This window comes from Cellulomonas sp., from assembly GCF_035634735.1.
GTDB lineage: Bacteria > Actinomycetota > Actinomycetes > Actinomycetales > Cellulomonadaceae > Cellulomonas.
Genome location: NZ_DASQCJ010000038.1, coordinates 1 through 19,768, shown reverse-complemented (window position 1 = coordinate 19,768; position 19,768 = coordinate 1). Strand labels below are relative to the sequence as shown.

General features: G+C 75.7%; 16 protein-coding genes and 1 pseudogene. 9 read left to right on the top strand and 8 right to left on the bottom strand.

What is annotated here, in order from left to right; translation table 11 throughout:
* Positions 1-14 precede the first annotated feature (14 nt).
* The 4 genes from VER05_RS03450 to VER05_RS03435 all read left to right on the top strand — a co-directional run bounded on the left by VER05_RS03450 (position 15) and on the right by VER05_RS03435 (position 6,048).
* Complete coding sequence (locus VER05_RS03450) at positions 15-755, top strand: helix-turn-helix domain-containing protein (RefSeq protein WP_324844001.1); 741 nt, start codon at positions 15-17, stop codon at positions 753-755.
* Between the two features lie 191 nt (positions 756-946).
* A complete protein-coding gene (locus tag VER05_RS03445) occupies positions 947-2,680 on the top strand; it encodes an ABC transporter ATP-binding protein (RefSeq protein ID WP_324844000.1) in 1,734 nt (577 codons plus the stop codon).
* A gap of 23 nt (positions 2,681-2,703) precedes the next feature.
* The gene (locus tag VER05_RS03440) at positions 2,704-4,641 is read left to right on the top strand and encodes an ABC transporter ATP-binding protein (protein ID WP_324844003.1); all 1,938 of its coding nucleotides are present in this window, start codon (positions 2,704-2,706) and stop codon (positions 4,639-4,641) included.
* Between the two features lie 93 nt (positions 4,642-4,734).
* Positions 4,735-6,048, top strand: a complete 1,314-nt coding sequence (locus tag VER05_RS03435) for an MFS transporter (protein ID WP_324843999.1) — start codon at positions 4,735-4,737, stop codon at positions 6,046-6,048.
* Between the two features lie 11 nt (positions 6,049-6,059).
* Here VER05_RS03435 and VER05_RS20265 read toward each other — a convergent pair.
* From VER05_RS20265 to VER05_RS03425, 3 genes and pseudogenes are all read right to left on the bottom strand, one after another.
* Positions 6,060-6,137 (bottom strand): annotated as a pseudogene (locus tag VER05_RS20265) (LPXTG cell wall anchor domain-containing protein); the annotation flags it as partial.
* A 30-nt stretch (positions 6,138-6,167) separates the two neighbouring features.
* Positions 6,168-6,842 (bottom strand): isochorismatase family protein, encoded by a 675-nt coding sequence (locus VER05_RS03430; protein ID WP_324843998.1) that lies wholly within the window; start codon positions 6,840-6,842, stop codon positions 6,168-6,170.
* Between the two features lie 137 nt (positions 6,843-6,979).
* Positions 6,980-7,810 carry a putative protein N(5)-glutamine methyltransferase gene (locus VER05_RS03425; RefSeq protein WP_324843997.1) on the bottom strand — a complete coding sequence of 277 codons (831 nt, stop codon included), beginning with the start codon at positions 7,808-7,810 and terminating at the stop codon, positions 6,980-6,982.
* A gap of 162 nt (positions 7,811-7,972) precedes the next feature.
* On the opposite strand from VER05_RS03425, the gene VER05_RS03420 reads away from it, so the two are divergent.
* Both VER05_RS03420 and VER05_RS03415 read left to right on the top strand, forming a co-directional pair.
* A complete protein-coding gene (locus tag VER05_RS03420) occupies positions 7,973-8,986 on the top strand; it encodes a methyl-accepting chemotaxis protein (RefSeq protein WP_324843996.1) in 1,014 nt (337 codons plus the stop codon).
* 70 nt (positions 8,987-9,056) lie between these two features.
* Positions 9,057-9,512, top strand: coding sequence for a DUF4262 domain-containing protein (locus tag VER05_RS03415; RefSeq protein WP_324843995.1), 456 nt, complete (start codon positions 9,057-9,059; stop codon positions 9,510-9,512).
* Between the two features lie 167 nt (positions 9,513-9,679).
* Here the strand turns inward: VER05_RS03415 and VER05_RS03410 are convergent, their stop codons facing one another.
* The 5 genes from VER05_RS03410 to VER05_RS03390 all read right to left on the bottom strand — a co-directional run bounded on the left by VER05_RS03410 (position 9,680) and on the right by VER05_RS03390 (position 16,320).
* Complete coding sequence (locus VER05_RS03410) at positions 9,680-11,623, bottom strand: ABC transporter ATP-binding protein (protein ID WP_324843994.1); 1,944 nt, start codon at positions 11,621-11,623, stop codon at positions 9,680-9,682.
* On the bottom strand, positions 11,623-12,498 hold the full coding sequence (locus tag VER05_RS03405; RefSeq protein WP_324843993.1) for an ABC transporter permease: 876 nt from the start codon (positions 12,496-12,498) through the stop codon (positions 11,623-11,625). The genes VER05_RS03410 and VER05_RS03405 overlap by 1 nt, the downstream gene beginning before the upstream one ends.
* Entirely contained in the window at positions 12,495-13,490 is a 996-nt protein-coding gene (locus VER05_RS03400) for an ABC transporter permease (protein WP_324843992.1), read from the bottom strand. Before VER05_RS03400 ends, VER05_RS03405 begins: the two co-directional genes overlap by 4 nt.
* 64 nt (positions 13,491-13,554) lie before the next feature.
* Positions 13,555-15,258 carry an ABC transporter substrate-binding protein gene (locus tag VER05_RS03395; RefSeq protein WP_324843990.1) on the bottom strand — a complete coding sequence of 568 codons (1,704 nt, stop codon included), beginning with the start codon at positions 15,256-15,258 and terminating at the stop codon, positions 13,555-13,557.
* Between the two features lie 45 nt (positions 15,259-15,303).
* On the bottom strand, positions 15,304-16,320 hold the full coding sequence (locus tag VER05_RS03390) for a LacI family DNA-binding transcriptional regulator (RefSeq protein ID WP_324843989.1): 1,017 nt from the start codon (positions 16,318-16,320) through the stop codon (positions 15,304-15,306).
* A gap of 123 nt (positions 16,321-16,443) precedes the next feature.
* Between VER05_RS03390 and VER05_RS03385 the strand changes: the two genes are divergently transcribed.
* From VER05_RS03385 to VER05_RS03375, 3 genes are all read left to right on the top strand, one after another.
* Positions 16,444-16,725 (top strand): beta-galactosidase, encoded by a 282-nt coding sequence (locus tag VER05_RS03385; protein WP_324843988.1) that lies wholly within the window; start codon positions 16,444-16,446, stop codon positions 16,723-16,725.
* Complete coding sequence (locus VER05_RS03380) at positions 16,698-18,734, top strand: beta-galactosidase (RefSeq protein ID WP_324844002.1); 2,037 nt, start codon at positions 16,698-16,700, stop codon at positions 18,732-18,734. The genes VER05_RS03385 and VER05_RS03380 overlap by 28 nt, the downstream gene beginning before the upstream one ends.
* Positions 18,725-19,768, top strand: a 1,044-nt coding sequence (locus VER05_RS03375) for an alpha-amylase family glycosyl hydrolase (protein WP_324843987.1), incomplete at its 3' end; no start/stop codon positions are given. The genes VER05_RS03380 and VER05_RS03375, both read left to right, overlap by 10 nt.

Here is a 19,768-nt window from a genome sequence, read left to right as displayed (position 1 = left end):
TTACGCTCGGCGGCATGGACGAGCCCCGGACCGGACGCGCGCGGCCGATGAGCCGCGACGAGCGCCGCGCCGCCATCGCGCTCGCCACGGTCCCGCTGCTCGAGGCCCACGGCGCCCAGGTGTCGACCCGGCAGATCGCCGTGGCCGCGGGGGTGGCCGAGGGCACGCTGTTCCGGGCGTTCGACGACAAGGTCGAGCTGCTCACGGCCGCCGCCGAGCGCGCCCTCGACCCGACCGCCGGCGTGGCGGAGATCGACGACCTGCCCGCCGCCGCCGACCTCGCCGCCGAGCTCACCCAGCTCGCCGACGTGATGGCCGCCCGCGGGCGCCGGGTGCGCCGGGTGATGTTCGCGGTGCACGCGATCCTCGCCTCCGACGAGGGCCGCCGCGCGGCGGCCGTGCGCGGGGCCCGCGGCGCCGACCCGCTCGGCCGCCCGCTGATCGGTCCGGGCGCGCGCGCCGACGAGCCCGACGCCGCGGACGCGCACCACCCCGGGCACCGCCCCGGCGACCGCCTCCCGCTGCACGGCCCCTCCGGCCGCGACGCCCGGCTGCGCGCGCTCGCCGAGGTCCGCGCGGCGGTGGTCCGTCGGGTCGAGGCGTACCGTGACGAGCTGCGCATCGAGCCCGAGCGGCTCGCGCACCTGCTGATCGCAGCGGTGATGGGGCAGGGCCCGCCGGTCCTGCCCGACGACGACGGGGTCCCGGTCACCGAGCTCGTCGACGTGCTGCTGCACGGCGCCGCCCGCACCTGAGGCCCGCGCCACGCCGACCACCCCGCGCCCGCGCGGGGGAGCAGTCCCACCCGCCAGGCCCCGGCTCGACCCCGGGTCCGCCCGCCACGACCCCGGCCGCGCCGCCGGGTGCCGCACCCCGTCCGCCCCGCCCGGCCACCGCCGCGGACGCACCGCCCTCACCCCGGCCCGCCGCCCCACCCGGGAGACCCATGCTGCTCCGCCTGCTCCGGGACTACCTGAGGCCCTACCGGCCCCAGGTCGTCGCCGTGCTGCTGCTCCAGCTCGCGCAGACGATCGCGACGCTGTACCTGCCCAGCCTGAACGCCGACATCATCGACAAGGGCGTCGCCGTGGGCGACACCGGCTACATCATGCGGATCGGTGCCCTGATGCTGGGCGTCAGCCTGCTCCAGGTCGCCTGCTCGATCGCCGCGGTGTACTTCGGCGCCCGGGTCGCGATGGCCTTCGGCCGGGACCTGCGCGAGGGGCTGTTCACCCGCGTGCAGGACTTCTCCGCCCGCGAGATGGGCCAGTTCGGCGCCCCGTCGCTCATCACCCGCACCACCAACGACGTGCAGCAGGTGCAGATGGTCGCGCTGCTGTCGTTCACCATCATGCTGATGGCCCCGATCATGCTGGTCGGCGGCGTCGTGCTCGCCCTGCAGGAGGACGTCGCGCTGTCCGGGCTGCTGCTCGTCGTCGTGCCGGTGCTCGGGATCGTCGTCGGGCTGATCGTGAGCCGGATGGTGCCGTACTTCCGCGTGATGCAGAAGCGGATCGACGCGATCAACCGCGTGATGCGCGAGCAGATCACCGGCCTGCGGGTCATCCGCGCGTTCGTGCGCGAGCGCCGCGAGGCCGCCCGGTTCGCCGAGGCCAACGACGCGCTGTTCGACACCTCGCTGCGGGTCGGCCGGCTCATGTCGCTGATGTTCCCGACGGTCATGCTGATCATGAACGTCACCAGCGTGGGCGTGCTGTGGTTCGGGGCCGGCCGGATCGAGGCGGGCGACATGCAGATCGGCGCCCTGACCGCGTTCCTCAGCTACATCATGTACATCCTGATGGCCGTCATGATGTCGACGATGATGTTCGTGATGGTGCCCCGCGCCGTCGTGTCGTCGGAGCGCATCGCGGCCGTCCTCGACACCGAGTCGTCGGTCGTCCCCGCGGCCGAGCCGGTCCGGCTGGAGCGTCCGCAGGGCCGCCTGGAGCTGCGCGGCGTCGAGTTCCGCTACCCGGGCGCCGAGCGCGCCGTGCTGCACGGCGTCGACCTCGTCGCCGAGCCGGGGCAGACGACCGCGGTCATCGGGTCGACCGGCTCGGGCAAGACCACGCTGGTCAACCTGGTGCCGCGGCTCTTCGACGCGACAGCCGGCACGGTCTCCGTCGACGGGGTCGACGTGCGCGACCTGGCCCCCGACGACCTGTGGTCGCTGGTCGGCCTGGTCCCGCAGCGGCCCTACCTGTTCAGCGGCACCGTCGCGTCGAACCTGCGGTACGGCAACCCGGACGCGACCGACGAGGACCTCTGGCACGCGCTCGAGGTCGCCCAGGCGCGGTCGTTCGTCGCCGAGATGCCCGGCGGCCTGGACGCCCCGATCGCCCAGGGCGGCACCAACGTGTCCGGCGGGCAGCGGCAGCGGCTCGCGATCGCCCGGGCGCTGGTCCGCAGGCCCGCGATCTACCTGTTCGACGACTCGTTCTCCGCGCTGGACTTCGCCACCGACGCGGCGCTGCGGGCCGCGCTGGTGCCCGAGACGCGGCGGTCGGCGGTCGTCGTGGTCGCGCAGCGGGTCGCCACGATCCGCGACGCCGACCGGATCGTGGTCCTCGACGAGGGCGCGGTCGTCGGGACGGGCACGCACGCCGAGCTGATGGCGTCGTGCACCACCTACCAGGAGATCGTGCTGTCCCAGCTGAGCGTGGAGGAGGCGGCGTGAGCGCGCAGGAGACCCCGCGGCGGATGCCCCGGCGCGGGATGGGACCCGGACCCGGCATGGGGATGGGCATGCCCGGCGAGAAGTCGCTGAACTTCACGGCGTCCCTGAAGCGGCTGGCCGGCGTGCTGCGCCCGGAGCGGCCGAAGCTCGCGGCGGTGCTGCTGCTCGGGATCTTCTCGGTGGCGCTCGCCGTCACCGGGCCGAAGGTGCTCGGCAACGCGACCAACGTGATCTTCAACGGCGTCGTCGGGTCCCAGCTGCCGGCCGGTGTCACCAAGGCGCAGGCGATCGAGGGGCTGCGGGCGCAGGGGCAGGACCGGCTCGCCGACATGCTCGGCGGGATGGACGTGGTGCCCGGCCAGGGCATCGACTTCACCAGCCTGCGGAACCTGCTGCTCGCCGTCGTCGCCATCTACGTCGTCTCGGCGCTGTTCGGCTGGCTGCAGGGCTGGATCACGACCGGCGTCGTGCAGCGCGTGGTCTTCAAGCTCCGGGAGCAGGTCGAGGCCAAGCTCGGCCGGCTGCCGCTGAAGTACTTCGACGGGCAGCCGCGCGGCGAGGTGCTGAGCCGGGTCACCAACGACATCGACAACGTCGCCCAGACGCTCCAGCAGACGCTGTCCCAGCTGATCACGGCCGTGCTGACCGTCGTCGGCGTGCTCGGGATGATGTTCTGGATCTCGCCGCTGCTGGCCCTGGTCGCGCTCGTGACGATCCCGCTGTCCGTGGCGGTGACGGCCGCGATCGCCAAGCGGTCCCAGCCGCAGTTCATCGGGCAGTGGACCTGGACCGGCAAGCTCAACGCCCACATCGAGGAGATGTACACCGGGCACGCGCTGGTCAAGGTGTTCGGCCGGCAGCGCCAGGCGGTGCAGGAGTTCCACGACCAGAACGCCGAGCTCTACGCCGCGTCGTTCAAGGCGCAGTTCATCTCCGGGATCATCCAGCCGGCGATGGGGTTCATCGCGAACCTCAACTACGTGATCGTCGCGGTGGTCGGCGGCCTGCGGGTCGCGTCCGGCACCCTGACCCTCGGCGACGTGCAGGCGTTCATCCAGTACTCGCGCCAGTTCACGCAGCCGATCACCCAGATCGCCTCGATGATGAATCTGCTGCAGTCGGGCGTCGCGTCCGCCGAGCGGGTGTTCGAGCTGCTCGACTCCGACGAGCAGGAGCCCGACCCGGCCGACCCGGCGCGGCTGCCGGCGCGGGTGCAGGGGCGGGTCGCGTTCGAGGACGTGTCCTTCCGGTACGTGCCGGACAGCCCGCTGATCGACGACCTGTCGCTGGTCGCCGAGCCCGGGCAGACCGTCGCGATCGTCGGGCCCACCGGCGCCGGCAAGACCACGCTGGTGAACCTGCTCATGCGGTTCTACGAGATCGACGGCGGCCGGATCACCCTCGACGGGGTCGACACCCGGGAGCTCACGCGGGACGACCTGCGCTCGCGGGTCGGGATGGTGCTGCAGGACACCTGGCTGTTCGGCGGCACGATCCGGGACAACATCGCGTACGGGGTCGAGGACGTGCCGGAGGACCGGCTGGTCGAGGCCGCGGTGGCCACGCACGTCGACCAGTTCGTGCGCGCGCTGCCCGACGGCTACGACACGGTGATCGACGACGAGGCGGCGAACCTCTCGGCGGGGGAGAAGCAGCTGCTCACCATCGCCCGCGCGTTCCTCGCGGACCCTGCGATCCTGGTGCTCGACGAGGCCACGTCGTCCGTCGACACCCGGACCGAGGTGCTGGTGCAGCAGGCGATGAACGCGCTGCGGTCGGGCCGGACGTCGTTCGTCATCGCGCACCGGCTGTCGACCATCCGGGACGCGGACGTCATCCTCGTCATGGAGCACGGGTCGATCGTCGAGCAGGGCTCGCACGACGAGCTGCTGGCGGCCGGCGGGGCGTACGCCCGGCTGTACGCGAGCCAGTTCGCGGCGGCGGTGTCCGTGCAGGACTGAGGGCGGCGCCCGCCCGCGCCGCCCGTCCCGCAGGCCGGGGTCCCGTCCGGGGTCCCGGCCTGCGGCGTGCCGCCCGCCGCTAGGGTCGGCGGCGTGACGACGCAGACCCCGGCACCGGCGCCGAGGCTCCACCGGGACCGGTTCACCCTCACCCTCGACGGCGTGTTCGTCACGTGGGGCTGGCTGCTCTACTCGTTCAACCCGAGCGTGCCGCTGCTCGCCGCCGAGCTGGGGGTGTCGAACGCCCAGGCCGGTCTGCACGGCACCGCGATGGCGGTCGGCGCGGTGCTGGCCGCGGCCCTGACACCGTGGGCGGTGCTGCGGCTCGGGCGCCGCGCGACGCTGGTCGGCGCGTGCGTGCTGATCACCGCGGGGATCGCGCTGCTCACCAGCGGCTGGACGCTGCCGGCGACGCTGTCCGGGATGGTCGTCGTCTCGGTGGGCGGGAACGTCGCGGTCAGCGCGGCGCAGGCCGGCCTGGTGCGGCACCACGGGCGCACCGCCTCGGCCGCGGTCACCGAGGCGAACGGCGTCGGGTCCGGGATCGGGCTGCTGGGGCCGCTCGCGGTCGGCGCGTGCGTGGCGGCGGGCTGGGGGTGGCGGCCGGCGGTCGCGGTGACCGCGGCGCTCGCGCTGGCGACGGCGGTGGCGGTGCGGCTGCTGCCCGCGCAGGGCGCGCTGGCGCGGCCGCTGCCTCGTGCCGGGGCCGGGGGTGCGACCTCGAGCCCGCACGTCTCGCGTCAGCCCGGCGAGATCGACGTGCCGGCTCGCGCGGATCATCCGGGCTCGGGGCCCGGGACCGCCGGGCCCGGGCGGGCGGTGCTGGCGTCGCGGTGGTTCCTCGTCGCGGTCGTCGCCGCGCTCGCGCTGGAGAACGCCACCACCTACTGGGCGACGGACCTGGTCCGGGACCGCACCGGCGCCGGCGCGGGGATCGCCACCGCGACGACCGCGGGGCTGGTGGCCGGCATGACGCTGATCCGGTTCGTCGTCGGGCCGCTGTCGCTCCGGGTGTCGCCGGCCCGGCTGCTCGCCGCCTCGTTCGGCGTCGCGATCGCCGGCTGGGCCGTGCTGTGGACCGCGACGAGCGCGCCGGTCGCCCTGGCCGGGTTGTTCCTGGCCGGCCTCGGGTACGGCGCGCAGTACCCGCTCGGGATCGCGCTGCTGCTCGGGGCGGCCGGCGGCGCGACCGACGCGGCGCAGGCGCGGGCGACCGTCGGGGGCGGGGTGGCCGTGGGGCTCGCGCCGTTCCTGCTCGGGGCGCTCGCGGACGCCGTGGGGTCGCACACGGCGTTCCTGGTGGTGCCGGCGCTGGCGGTGCTCGGCGGGGTGGCGGCCGTGGCCGGCGGGCGCGCCTGGCGGCGCGAGCGGCCGGGGGTGCCCGTCCCGGCGGGCGACGCGGCCTGACGGGCGGTGCGCTACCGCTTCCGCCGCAGGAACATCACCCCCGCGATCACGAGCACGACGACGACGCCGATCGCCAGCACGGTCGGCGAGACGCTGCCGCCCTCGGCGCCCCCGCACCGTCAGCGCGCGTCGGACGTGGTCAGCGTGACGCCGCGGGCCGCGAGCCGGGTCAGCGCGTCGATCGTGGTCCGCACGCCGACGCCCGCGGTCAGGTCGGTGAGCACCCGCACGTCGAACCCGGCGGCCAGCGCGTCGAGCGCCGTGGCCGTCACGCAGTGGTCGGTGGCCAGGCCGACGACGTCCACGCCGTCGACCGCCCGGGCCCGGAGCGCGTCCGCGAGGCCCGCGGGGGCGGCGTCGGCGAGCGCGCCGGCCTCGGCCGCGGACTCGGTCGCGGAACCGGTGGCGGCCCCGCCGGCCGGCGAGCCGGCGCCCGGCGTCAGCACGCCCTCGAAGCCCGAGTAGTCCTGCCGGCCCTGCCCCTTGCGCACGTGCACGGCGTCCGCGGGCAGCCGCAGCGCCGGGTGGTACGCCGCGCCCGCGGTGTCGCGGACGCAGTGCTCGGGCCAGGTGGCGACGTAGTCCGGGTCGGCGCCGACGGCGAAGTGGCCGGCGTTGTCGTGCGGCAGCGGCTCGTGCCAGTCGGCGGTGGCGACGACGACGTCGTACGCGTCGGCCGCCCGGGACAGGAACGCCGTGACCTGCTCGGCGACGGCCGCGCCGCCCGCGACGGCCAGGGCGCCGCCCTCGCAGAAGTCGTTCTGCACGTCCACCACGATCAGCGCGCGAGCCACCGGGACCTCCTCCTCGCCGGGCGCCGGGGTGCGCCCGCCCGCACCCACCCTAGGCGCGGCGGACCGGTGCCCACCCGATTCTCGCGCGGACCCCCGATCGATCGGGTGTCGGCGCGAGAACCGGGTGCCGATCGGGACTACGCGGCGCGGCGGGTCGCGACCACCACGGTCCCGTCCAGGTCGTCGTCGTGCACGACACGGACGGCCAGCCCCTGGCCCTCGCACGCCGCCGCGGTGGCGCCCGCCTGCCGGACGCTCGTCTCGATCAGCAGGTGCCCGCCCGGCGCGAGCCACCGCGGCGCGGCCGCGGCCACCCGGCGGTGCAGGTCGACGCCGTCGGCGCCCCCGTCGAGCGCCGCGCGCGGCTCGTGGTCCCGGGCCTCGGGGGGCATGTGGGCGATCTCGGCGGTCGGCACGTAGGGGGCGTTGGCCACCAGGACGTCGACCCGCGCCCCGAGCGCGGCGGGCAGCGGGGCGTCCAGGTCGCCGAGCAGCACGGTCGCCCCGGCGAGGCCCGCCGCCGGGCCGAGCGCCGCCACGTTCCGGCCGGCGCAGGTCACGGCCGCGGGGTCGAGGTCGACGGCCCACAGCGCGACGCCGGGGTGCTCCGCCGCGATCGCGAGCCCGACGGCGCCGGTGCCGCAGCACAGGTCGACCACGACCGGGCCGCCGCCCTCCGGGTCCCGGCCCAGGGCGCGCACCGCCTCGCGCACCAGCAGCCCGGTGCGCGCCCGCGGCACGAACACCCCCGGCTCCACCCCGATCCGCAGGCCGCGGAACTCCGCCCAGCCGACGACCTGCTCCAGCGGTTCCCCGGCCACCCGGCGCACGGTCATCGCCTCGAGCTCCGCCGCGTCCTGGGCCTCGGCGACGAGCAGGGCCGCCTCGTCCTCGGCGAACACGCACCCGGCGGCGCGGAGCCGGGCGACGAGGGCGTCGAGCGCGGCGGCGGCGAGGGTGACGGGCACGGCGGGCAATCTACGCCGCCGGGCCCGCGACGCCCGCCGGAGCTGGGCAGTGCGGGCGCGCGCCGCCCGCCGAACCCGCCCCGCCCGGCCGCTCAGCCCGGCGCGCCGCCCGCCGATAGGCCGGACGAGTCGGGGGACTGGGGTTCGTCGGAGGGACGAGTCGTGCCGGAACGGGTCGTGCGGCTGGCCGAGGAGGTCGGGCGCGTCACGGGGGAGAAGCTGCAGGGCATCGAGCAGGTCGCCCGCAGCACCAAGATGCTGGCGCTGAACGCGCTGATCGAGTCCGCGCGGGTCGGGGAGGCGGGCGCGGGGTTCGCCGTCGTCGCCCGGGAGGTCGGCGAGGTCGCCGACCGCGCGCGGGCGCTGTCGGAGGAGCTGTCGTCCGAGCTGCGGCCGCGGATCGACGAGCTCACGGTCCTCGGGCACGAGCTCGTCGGCCGGGTGCGCGGCCAGCGGCTCGCGGACCTGGCGCTGAACGTGATCGAGCTGATGGACCGCAACCTGTACGAGCGGTCGTGCGACGTCCGGTGGTGGGCGACCGACGCGGCGCTGGTCGACGCCCTGGCGTCGGGCGACGCCGCGGCCGCGCGGCACGCCGGCGACCGGCTGGCGACGATCCTGCGCAGCTACACCGTGTACCTGGACCTGTGGCTGGCCGACGCCTCGGGGCGGGTCGTCGCGCGGGCGGGGACCGGCGGGGCGCCGGGCGTCGTCGGCTCGGACGTCCGGGACGAGCCGTGGTTCCGCGCGGCGCTGGGCACCCGGTCCGGCGACGACTACGCCGCGCTCGACGTGGCCCCGCACCGCGCGCTCGGCGCGCTGACCGCGACGTACGCGACCGCCGTGCGCGAGGGCGGCCGCGCCGACGGCCGGCCCCTGGGCGCGCTGGGCGTGTTCTTCGACTGGGAGCGGCAGGCGCAGGCGATCGTCGACGGCGTGCGGCTCGGGCCGGGGGAGCGCGAGGCCACCCGCGTGCTGATCCTCGACCGGGACGGGCTCGTGCTCGCGGCGTCCGACCGTGCGGGGGTGCTGGCCGAGCGGCTCGCGCTGCGCACCGGCGACCGCGCGACGGGGGCGTACGAGGAGGACGGCCGGGCCGTCGGCTTCGCGGCGACGCCGGGGTACGAGACCTACCGGGGACTCGGCTGGTACGGCGCGCTCGTGCAACGGGGCTGAGCCGACGCCGGCCCCGGCGCCGGTCCAGCGCCCGGTCCCGCGTGTGGGTGGTCGGGTGCAGGGTGGGGTCATGGACGAGGTCGAGGCGGTCGGGTGGCTCAGCCACCTGCAGGGCATGGCGGACGAGCACGGGTGGGCGCTGCAGTTCGTCGGCCCGGGCGACGACGGTGAGCTGCAGTTCTGCTACACGACCGGGCTGTCCCGGTACGACCTGCCCGAGCTGATCGTGTTCGGCCCGTGCCCGGACGACGCCGCGCGGCTGCTCAACACGCTGGGCGCCCGGATGCGAGCGGGGCGGCGGTACGTGGACGGGGACTCGATCGACGACGTGTGGCGGAACGCGCGGGTCATGGAGGTGCTGGACTCCCGCGGGCACCTGCTCATGGCGCACCCCCTGGCGCGCTCGCGGCGACCGCTGCCGGCGCTCCAGGTGATCTACCCGGACCGCGACGGGCGGTGGCCGTGGCAGCCCGGGTCGCGGATCGCGGACGTGCCGATCCTCGGGATCGTGCCGGACGTGGGCTGACGACCCGCGCGGGGCCGGGAGACGCTGGGCGCCGGCAGCGGGCGCGGCGGCCGCCGACGGCGGGCGCGGGGCGCGGCTGCGGCCGACGGCGGGCGCGGGGGCGCGCCGGTGGCCGACGGCGGGCGCGGGGCGCGGCGGCCGGGGCCGACGGGTGCGCCCCCCGCCCCTCACCGCGCCGCCACCCCCGGCGGCCGCGGCACGGCGGCCAGCAGCGTCTCCGTGTACGCGTGCTCCGGCTCCCGCACCACCCGCACCGTCGGCCCCTGCTCGACCACCGCGCCGTCCCGCATCACCATGAGGTCGTCGGCGAGCAGCCGCGCGCTCAGCAGGTCGTGCGTGATGTAGAGCATCGCCACGTCCTGCTCCTGCACGGTCGTCGCCAGGAGCTCCAGGATCTCGGCCCGGATCGACACGTCGAGCATCGAGATGGGCTCGTCGGCGATCAGCAGCCGCGGCCGCGGCGCCATGGCCCGCGCGATGACGACGCGCTGCCGCTGCCCGCCGGACAGCTGGTGCGGCAGCTTGTCGACGTACAGCGACCCGGGCGACAGGCCGACCCCGTCGAGCAGCGCGACGACCCGCTCGCGCAGCGCCTCGCCGGACAGGCCGAGGTGGTTCCGCAGCGGTCGGCCGACGCTCGCGCCGACCGACTTGGTCGGGTTGAGCGCGGCGAACGGGTCCTGGAACACCATCTGCACCTGCGACCGGTACGCCCGCAGGTCGGCGCCGCGCAGGTGCGTGACGTCCCGGCCCGCGAGCGTCACGGTGCCGCTCGTCGGGCGCTCGGTGCCGGTGAGCATCTTGGCGACCGTCGACTTCCCGGAGCCGGACTGCCCGACCAGCGCCTGCACCCGCCCCGGCGCGAGCGCGAACGACACCCCGCGGACGGCGTGCACCTCCTCGCGCCGCAGCCCGCGGCGCCGGGTGTACGTCTTGACCAGGCCGTCGGCGACCAGCAGCGGCGTCGCCCCGCCCGCGTCGTCGGCCGACCCCGCCGGCCCCGACACCGGGCCGGACGCCCAGGCCATCACCTCCGGGAACGGCGGCGCCGCGTCCGGCACGGTCGGCTCGTCGGCCCCCTCGGGGGTGAGCCGGTGGCACCGCACCAGCCCGCGCGCGTCGTCGCCCACGTCCGCCGCACCCCCGGCCGCCCCGGCCCCGACCCCCGGCGCCGCCGGCACCCCCGGCGCCGCCAGCACCGGCGGCACCGCCGCGCACGCCGCCACCCGCACCGGGCACCGCGGCGCGAACGCGCACCCCGCCGGCGGCGAGTCGAGCGACGGCGGCCGCCCCGGCACCGCGGTGACGGACACGTGCTCGTCCCGCGGGTCCGCGAACGACCCGAGCAGCCCGCGGGTGTACGGGTGCAGCGGTGCCGCCGCGAGGTCGGCGCTGGGCCGGGACTCGACGATCTGCCCCGCGTACATGACCAGCACCCGGTCGGCGATCTCCAGCACCGTCCCGAGGTCGTGGCTGATGAACAGCACCGAGAACCCGTGCTCGCGCTGCAGCCGGCGCAGCAGGTCGACGATCGACCGCTGCACCACCACGTCGAGCCCGGTGGTCGGCTCGTCCAGCACCACGAGCCGCGGCCGGAGCAGCAGCGCGAGCGCCAGCACGACCCGCTGCCGCATCCCGCCGGACAGCTCGTGCGGGTAGGAGCGCAGCACCCGCTCGGCGTCGAGCTCCACGTCGCGCAGCACCTCGAGCACGCGCTCGCGCGGGTCGCCGTCGGCGCGCGGGTCCCAGCGGTGCGCCTCCATCGTGTCCCGGAACTGCCGCTCGACCCGGAGCACGGGGTTGAGCGCGTTCATCGACGACTGGAACACCGTGGCGATCTCCCGCCAGCGCAGCCGGTTGAGCTCCTTGGCGGGCAGGGCGTACAGGTCCTGGCCGTCGAACCGGACCTCCCCGCCGGCGTGGTGGGCGGGCCGGTCGAGCAGCCGGAGCAGGGCGTTGCCGAGCGTCGACTTCCCGCAGCCGGACTCGCCCAGCAGGCCGACGAACTCGCCCTCGGCGAGGTCGAACGACACGTCGCGGACGGCGTGCGCGGGCGGCAGGTCCCGGGACCGGTAGTCGACGGACAGGTGGCGGACCTCGACGAGCGGCATCACGGCTCCCTCAGGTGCGGGTTGCTGAGCGCGTCGACCCCGAAGTTCACGAAGGTGAGCGCGGTGGTGAGGAGGGCCAGCAGCAGGCCGGGCACGACCAGGCGGGCGAACGCGCCGGTCAGCAGGGCGCCGTCGGTGTTCGCCCAGTAGAGCATCGTCCCCCAGGAGATGGTGTCGGGGTTGCCGATGCCGAGGAACGCGAGGCCGGCCTCGGCCCCGATGGCACCGCCGACGGCGCCGATGAACCCGACGACGATCAGCGACGTCATGTTGGGCGCGATCTCCCGGAAGATGACGTGGAACGTGCCGTCGCCGGCCATGCGCGCCGCCTGGATGTACTCGCGGTTCCGCAGCGTGAGGATCTGCGCGCGCTTGAGCCGCGCCGCACCGGCCCAGCCGGTGATCGAGATGACGATGATGACCATCCACTCGCTGCCGCCGCCGGGGACGTAGGCGGCGAGGGTGATCATCAGCGGCAGGGCGGGCACGACCAACGCGAGGTTGGTGACGAAGGAGAGCACCTCGTCCACCATCCCGCCGAGGTAGCCGGCGGTCATGCCGACCAGCAGCGAGATCGTGGTGGCGATGGCGCCGGCGACCAGGCCGATCACGAGCGACGTCCGCGCGCCGAAGATGGCCTGCGACGCCACGTCGTAGCCCTTGCCGGTGGTGCCGAACCAGTGCTCGGCGGACGGCGGGAGCCCGCCGGCGAACGACCGGTCGCGCGGGTCGTACGGCGCGAGCACCGGCGCGAGCAGCGCCAGCAGCACGAAGGCCAGCAGCAGGAGCATCCCGAACCGGGCCTTCTTGTTCCGCCACAGGATCGTGAACCACTGCGGCGCCCGGGCGCGGGGCCGCAGGGCCGCGGCGGTCACGCCGCCTCCCGGCGCCTGGCCCGCGGGTCCAGCACGCCGTACAGCACGTCCGCGACCAGGTTGGCGACCAGGACGCCGACCGCGATGAACAGGAAGATCGTCTGCATGAGCGGGTAGTCCTTGTTCGAGACGGCCTCGAGCAGCAGGCGGCCCGTGCCCGGGTAGTTGAAGGTCTGCTCGACCAGCACGGTGCCGCCGATGAGGCCGCCGAGGGCGAGCGCGAACCCGGTGACGTTCGGCAGGATCGCGACCCGCGCGCCGTAGGCGATCGCCAGCCGCCGGTTCGACAGGCCCTTGGCGCGGCCGAACCGCGCGAAGTCCTCGCCGAGCGACTGGACCATGTTGTTGCGCATGCCGAGCAGCCAGCCGATCGGGCCGGTGATCATGATCGCCGCGGCGGGCAGGATGAAGTAGGGCCACGCGTCGGCGACGAAGGCGGCGGTCGGCGCGGGCTCGAGCAGCCCGGAGAACCCGCCGGACGGCGGCAGCCAGCCGAGCGTGATCGCGAAGACGTAGATCAGCACCAGCGCGATCCAGAAGAACGGCAGCGTGCCGACGAACGCGGACGTCACGGTCAGCACCGAGTCGAACGTCGTGCCGCGCCGCCAGGCCACCCACGTGCCGAGCAGGGTGCCGATCGCGAACGACAGCACGAGGGTGACGCCGACCAGCACGATGGTCCACGGCACGGCCTCGCCGATCACCTCGGACACCGAGTAGGGGAAGTAGGTGTAGGAGACGCCGAAGTTCCCGCTCGCCATGTTGCCGAGGTAGTCGAGGTACTGCCGCCACAGCGGCTCGTCGGGGACGCCGAGCATCGCCCGGACGGCGGCGAGCTGGGCGGGGTCGACCCGGGCCTCCTTGCCGGCGATCCGCTGCAGGATCGCCTGCGCGGGGTCGCCGCCGGACAACCGGGGGATGAGGAAGTTCAGGGTGACGGCGCCCCACAGGGTGAGGAGGAAGAACCCGATGCGCCGCGCGAAGTAGGCCATGTCGTGCTCCGTCGCTCGTCGCGGCGGGGCACGGGTGCGCAGACCCGCGCCCCGCCGCGGGCGGTCAGCCGGTGACCGGGGTCAGCCGCGTGAAGATCAGGTGCTGGTTGTCCGGGCCCGCGTGCGGGTCCTCGGCGCTGGGCCAGCCGGTCACGTTCTTGGTGGTGAACTCGAACCACTTGCCGCCGTACCAGAGCGGGATGAACGGGACCTCGTCGACCATCACCTGCTGGAGCTGGTGCACGATCGGCTTCTGCTCGTCGGCGTCCGGCGTGCCGGCGAGCTGCGCGAGCAGGTCGTCGGTGTGCGCGTCGGACCAGCGGACCTCGTTGGTGGTGGCCCGCTCGCCGATCGGGGCGGTGTTCGCCGAGCCCAGGGGCTCGTCGTAGTTCTGGAACATCGAGCACTGCCCGGCGCGGACGCCGAACGTCATGTCGAAGTTGCCGACCAGCCGGTCCTGCTCGAGCGTCGGGAACTCCGGCGTCTCGACCGTGACCTGGATGCCGAGCGCGTCGAAGTCGTCCTTGAGCGAGTTGGCGGCGGCGGTCCAGTCGCTCCAGCCCTGCGGGGTGATGAAGGAGAACCGCATCGGCTCGCCGTCCTTGCCGAGCCGGCGGCCGGAGTCGTCCAGCGCGTACCCGGCGGCGGTGAGGGCGGCGTCGGCCGCGTCGGGGTCGTAGGGCAGGTAGCCCTCGTCGGGGATGGTCGGGTCGAGCCAGTCGGACTGGCCCGGCAGCACCAGCAGCGTCTGGCTCGCGACCTCCACGTACCCGGACCCGGCGTCCTCGGTCAGCGCCACCCGGTCGAGCCCGACCGAGATCGCCCGGCGGAACTCGACGTCGTCGAACGGCGCCTGCTCCAGGTTCATGAACAGCGAGATGGGGGAGCCGGACGGGAACCAGTAGTGGTGGTGCTCGGGGTCCTTCGCGACGTAGGTCTCCTCGATGTCGGGGACGTACATCGAGTTGTTGTCGTACTCGCCCCGCGCCAGCTTGAGCTGGTCGACCTGGCCGCCGGCGTCCGCCTTCTCGAACCACGGCTCGTCGACGACGACGGTGTCGGCGCGCCAGGAGTCCGGGTTGCGCTCGACGGTGAACCGCTGCGGGTTGAACGACTTCACGGTGAACGCGCCCGTGCCGACCGCGGCGTCCTCGGCGGTGAACGTGACGGGGTCGTCGACGTCCGCCCACACGTGCTCCGCGACGACGAGCGTCTGCAGGTACATCCCGGAGCGGGAGAACGACGGCTGCTCGAACGTCAGCACGACCTCGGTGCCCGAGGTGGCCTCGGCGCCGACCAGCCCGGGCGCGACGCCGCGGGTGTCGAGGGCGGGGTTGTCGCGGAGCAGGTTGAACGTGAAGGCGACGTCGCGGGCGCTGAACGGCTCGCCGTCGTTCCAGGTGACGCCGTCGCGGGTGGTGATCCGGAGCTCGGTCGGGCTCGTCCACTCGTATCCGGTCGCGAGCTGCGGCTCCTCGGTGCAGTCGTAGCTGTTCACCACGTAGAGCTGGTCGTAGATCGTCCACAGCGGCCCCAGCGCCGTCGCCGAGAACGGGTTGTAGTTGGCCTTGGGGTTGGTCTGGCCGGAGAAGTCGCCGAGCACCAGGTGCGACACCCGGCCCTCGTCCGTGAGCCGGTCGCCGGGGGCGCCGCTGCCCTGGCCGCCCCCGCCGCCCCCACCGCCGGTGCAGGCGGTCAGGGCGAGCGCGGCGGCCGCGGCGCAGGCGGCCAGCCGCGCCCGGGACCTCCGTCGTGATCGTGCGTGCATGAGCATCCTTCCTCGTTGAAGGGTGGTGCCGCCGCGGGCGTCGGGCTAGGTCGAGCAGCCGCAGGACTCGCGGAGCACCGGCCGGGTCGGCAGGACCCGGTCGTCGGGGGGCAGGGGAGCGAACGGCTCCCGGGAGCGGCGCGTGGCCGCGAGGACGAGCTCCGCGGCGGTCGAGCCGAGGTCGTGCACCGGCTGGTGCACGGTCGTGAGGGTGGGGGACGCGAGGGCCGCCAGGTCCAGGTCGTCGAACCCGACGATCGCCACGTCCCGCGGGATCGCGACCCCGAGGCCCGGCAGCGTCGCCAGCACCCCGAACGCGAGCTCGTCGTTGGCGCAGACCAGCGCGTCGGGCAGGTCGCCCTCGGCGTGCAGCTGCCGCGCGGCCATCGCGCCGTACCGGGCCTCGAGCCCGTGCCGGACCGGCTCGCCGTGCTCGGCGAGGCCGGCCGCGGCCAGCGCGTCGCGGAACCCGGCGTAGCGCGCGGTGGTGTCGGGCGAGCCGTGCGTGGCGCCGACGAACCGCAGCCGGCGGTGGCCGTGCGCCTCGACCAGGTGCGCGGTGAGCCCGCGCGCCGCCGCCCGGCCGTCGGTGCGCACGGTGACCAGGTCCGGGTGCTCGCCCGCGACCAGTACGACCGGCAGCTTCTCGGCGATCGCGCCGAGCAGGTCGTCCGGCACGGTGCCGCCCTGCACGATCAGCCCGTCGGTGCGCAGCGCGAGCTGGTGCACCGCCTGGACCGCGTCGTGCCGGAGGTGGGTGCCGAGCACGTTCACCGCGACGCCCGCCTCGGCGGCCACCGACTCCGCGCCCTGGATGAGCGCGGCGAAGTAGGGGCCGCCCAGGCCCGGCAGGACGACGCCGAGCGTGTGGTGCCGCTGGTAGGCGAGCCCGCTGCCGAGCACGGAGGGCGTGTAGCCGAGCGCCTGCATCGAGGCGAGCACCCGGTCCCGGGTGCCGCCCGTGACCACCGGGTCGTCGTGGGTGACCCGGGAGACGGTGGCGACGGACACGCCGGCGTGCCGCGCGACGTCGCGGACGGTGGGTCGCCCAGTGCCGGCCATCTCGGTCTCCCTCGTCCGGACCGGCCCTGGATGTAACCGGTTACGGCTCGTACTGTGCAGACGTAACCGGTTACAAGCAAGACCCGATCTCGACCGGTTCCGACAGCTACGAAGGGGTAGCGCGTGGCACCCGTACGGTTCCCGTCCCTGCACGACGACCTCGTCCTGGCGGGGGAGGTGCACTACTTCCGGCTCGACCGCGCCGACTGGGCCGACCGGCTCGACGACGCCCTCGACCTCGGGCTGACCGCGGTGGCGACGTACGTCCCGTGGCTGGTGCACGAGACCGCGGACGGGGCGTCGACGTCACCGGCCGCACCCGGCCCGAGCTCGACGTCGGCGCGTTCCTCGGCCTGTGCGGGGAGCGCGGGCTCGCGGTGGTCGCCCGGCCCGGGCCGTTCGTGATGGCCGAGCTCAAGCACGAGGGCCTGGGGCAGCGGCTGCTCCGCGAGCACCCCGAGGTGGTGCCGCCCGGCTGGGACGGCGTGCCGCCGGAGGCCACCGTCGTCGACTACCTGCACCCGGCCTACCTCGCGGCGTGCGGGGCCTGGCTCGACGCGGTGCTCCCGGTGCTCGCGGCCCGCACCGCCGGTCGGGGCGGGCCGGTGGTGGCGGTGCAGCTCGACAACGAGGTCGGGATGCTGCCCTGGGTGACCAACAGCCCGGACCTGTCGGACGCGACCGTGGCGGACCTCGCGCGGCGGCTGGTGGCCGAGGCCGGCGCGGGCGGCCCGGAGGCTGTGTGCGCGCGGTACGGGGCCGACCCGCGCGACGCCGCCGCGTGGGCGGCCGCGGTGCGCTCGCCCGCGGAGGGCGCGGTCCTCGCGCTGCGCGGGGCCCTCGGCCGGCACGCCCGCGACCGGTACGCGGAGTACGTCGGCCTGCTGCGGGACCGGGTGCGCGCGGCCGGGATCGACGTCCCGCTGCTCGTCAACGTGCACGGCTGCTGGGGCGGCGAGGCGCGGCACTTCCCGCTCGGAGTCGCCCAGCTGCACCGGACCTGGGCCGGCCGGCCGGACGTGCTGCCCGGCGCCGACTACTACCTGGGCGACCTCACGCTCGCGAAGCTGCCGGGCCTGTGGGCGTCGAACGCGTTCCTCGCCGCGACCGTCGCGCCGGGGCAGCCCACCGGGACGCTCGAGTTCGAGGTCGGCACCGGCGACTACGGGGAGGCGCTCGACGTCGCGTGCGGGCCGGAGGCGGCGCCGCTCAAGCTCCAGCTGTGCGTGGCGCAGGGGCAGACGTTCGTCAACTACTACCTGCTGACCGGCGGGCGGAACCCGCTGCTGCCCGCGCCGGTGGGCGACGGCAACGACCGGGTCGCGAGCACGGGGGAGCGGCACGGGTTCGCCGCGCCGGTGGACCCCGAGGGCCGGCGCGCCCCGGGGTGGGAAGCGCTCCGCGGCGCCACGCGGGCGGTGGCGGACGCGGCGGCACTGCTCCGGGCCGCGCGGCCGGAGCCGTCGCCCGTCACGCTCGGGTTCGTCCCGGACCACTACATGACCGAGTACCGGTACCCCGGGTCCGCCCGGGAGGCCGCGCACGTGGCGGGGCTCGAGCGCTCCCGCGGCTCGGGGCCCCGAGAGGTGCTGACCCGCGCGCTGGTGCTCGGCGGGTTCGCCCCGGACGCCGTCGACCTGCAGGCGGACGGGTCCTCCGGCGCGCGCACGCTCGCCGGGCTGCCCGCGGGGCACGTGCTGGCGCTGGGGTCGACGCCGGTGCTGGCCGCAGTGGTCCAGGAACGGCTCGCGGGCTGGGTGCGGGCCGGCGGGCGGCTGCTGCTGCACGGGCCGGTGCCGACGCTCGACCCGCTCGGCGAGCCGTGCACGGTGCTGCTGGACGCGCTGGGCGTCGCGGCCGGTGCTCCGGTGGAGTCGACGGCGACGCGGTTCCCGTCGGTGACGCCCGCGGACGACCGGCTGCCGCTCGCCGAGGTGCGCGCCGGGTTCGTGCAGGCGCTGACCGCGCTGCCGCCCGGGGCCGACGTGCTGGCCCGGGTCACCGGGTCGGGCGAGCCGTGCGTGGTCCGGGTGCCGTGCGGGGCGGGGGAGGCGCTGCTCGTGGCGGCGGACCTGCCGTGCGCGCTGCCGGCCTGGGCGGCGCTGCTCGGGGCGCTGGGGGCGGCGCCGGTGGTCGCCGCGGAGTCGACGGCGCCCGTGGTGGTGGTGCCGACGGCGGCGCCGGACGGGACGCGGGTGGTGCACGTGCTCAACGTGTCGCCGTGGCCGGCCGAGGTGCGCCTGGCGCGGGGCGGGGTGCCGCTGGCGGGGCCCGGGGCCGGTCCCGGGTCCGGCGCACGGCCGGGGGTGCTGACGCTGCCCGCGCGCTCCGGGGCGTGGCTGGTGCAGCCGCCGGGGTCGGACGGGGCGGGGCTCGGCTACGCCGGCGCGGAGGGGGCGGCCCGGTGGGCGTGACGGACCTCGCCGGCCGGCTCGACCGCGCCGTGCTCTACCAGATCTACCCGCAGTCGTTCGCGGACGCGGACGGCGACGGGATCGGCGACCTGCGCGGCATCGCCGACCGGCTCGACTACCTGGCGTGGCTCGGCGTCGACGCGATCTGGCTGAGCCCGTGCTTCGCGTCCCCGTTCGCCGACGCCGGGTACGACGTCGCCGACTTCCTGCGGGTGGCGCCGCGGTACGGGACGAACGAGGACCTCGCGGCGCTCGCGGACGAGGCCGCGCGGCGGGGGATCGCGGTGCTGCTCGACCTGGTCGCCGGGCACACCTCCGACCAGCACCCGTGGTTCCGGGCCGCGGCGGACGACCCCGCCGACGACCGGTACGTGTGGTCGGCGACGCCCGCGGACGGGTTCCAGCCGGGGCCGGGGCGCCGCGGCGGGTACTACCTGCCGAACTTCTTCCCGGTGCAGCCCGCGCTCAACTTCGGCTACGCCCGGCCGGACCCCGCGCAGCCGTGGCGGCAGCCGGTCGACGCCCCGGGCCCGCGGGCCAACCGCGCGGCGCTGCAAGAGATCATGGCGTTCTGGTTCGACCGCGGGGTGGCCGGGTTCCGGGTCGACATGGCCGGGTCGCTGGTGAAGGACGACCCGGGGCTGGTCGAGACCGGCCGGCTGTGGCGCGGGATGCGCGACTGGCTGGACGCCGCGCACCCCGGGCGGGTGCTCGTCGCCGAGTGGGGCGACCCGCGGGTGTCCGTGCCCGCCGGCTTCCACGCGGACTTCTTCCTGCAGTTCGGCGGCGGGAACGACGGGCTGGCGCTGCGCTCGCTCTGGAACAACGGGGCCGGCACCGCGGACGAGGTCTGGGAGGAGCGGCCCGCGTGGGCCGACGCCGCCGGGCTCGGTGACGCGGCGCCGTTCGTCGAGGCGTGGCGGGAGGCGGACGCGGCGATCAGGGCGTCGGGCCGCGGCGGGGTCACCGGGCTGCCGACGTCGAACCACGACTTCACCCGGCTGGTCGCGGGCGACCGGGACGCCGAGCAGGCG

Excerpts from the sequence above, each read along its gene's own strand:
- VER05_RS03450 (WP_324844001.1), top strand. The coding sequence starts at position 15 with ATGGACGAGCCCCGGACCGGACGCGCGCGGCCGATGAGCCGCGACGAG.
- VER05_RS03445 (WP_324844000.1), top strand. The coding sequence starts at position 947 with ATGCTGCTCCGCCTGCTCCGGGACTACCTGAGGCCCTACCGGCCCCAG.
- VER05_RS03440 (WP_324844003.1), top strand. The coding sequence starts at position 2,704 with ATGCCCCGGCGCGGGATGGGACCCGGACCCGGCATGGGGATGGGCATG.
- VER05_RS03415 (WP_324843995.1), top strand. The coding sequence starts at position 9,057 with ATGGACGAGGTCGAGGCGGTCGGGTGGCTCAGCCACCTGCAGGGCATG.
- VER05_RS03410 (WP_324843994.1), bottom strand. The coding sequence starts at position 11,623 with ATGCCGCTCGTCGAGGTCCGCCACCTGTCCGTCGACTACCGGTCCCGG.
- VER05_RS03400 (WP_324843992.1), bottom strand. The coding sequence starts at position 13,490 with ATGGCCTACTTCGCGCGGCGCATCGGGTTCTTCCTCCTCACCCTGTGG.
- VER05_RS03395 (WP_324843990.1), bottom strand. The coding sequence starts at position 15,258 with ATGCACGCACGATCACGACGGAGGTCCCGGGCGCGGCTGGCCGCCTGC.
- VER05_RS03390 (WP_324843989.1), bottom strand. The coding sequence starts at position 16,320 with ATGGCCGGCACTGGGCGACCCACCGTCCGCGACGTCGCGCGGCACGCC.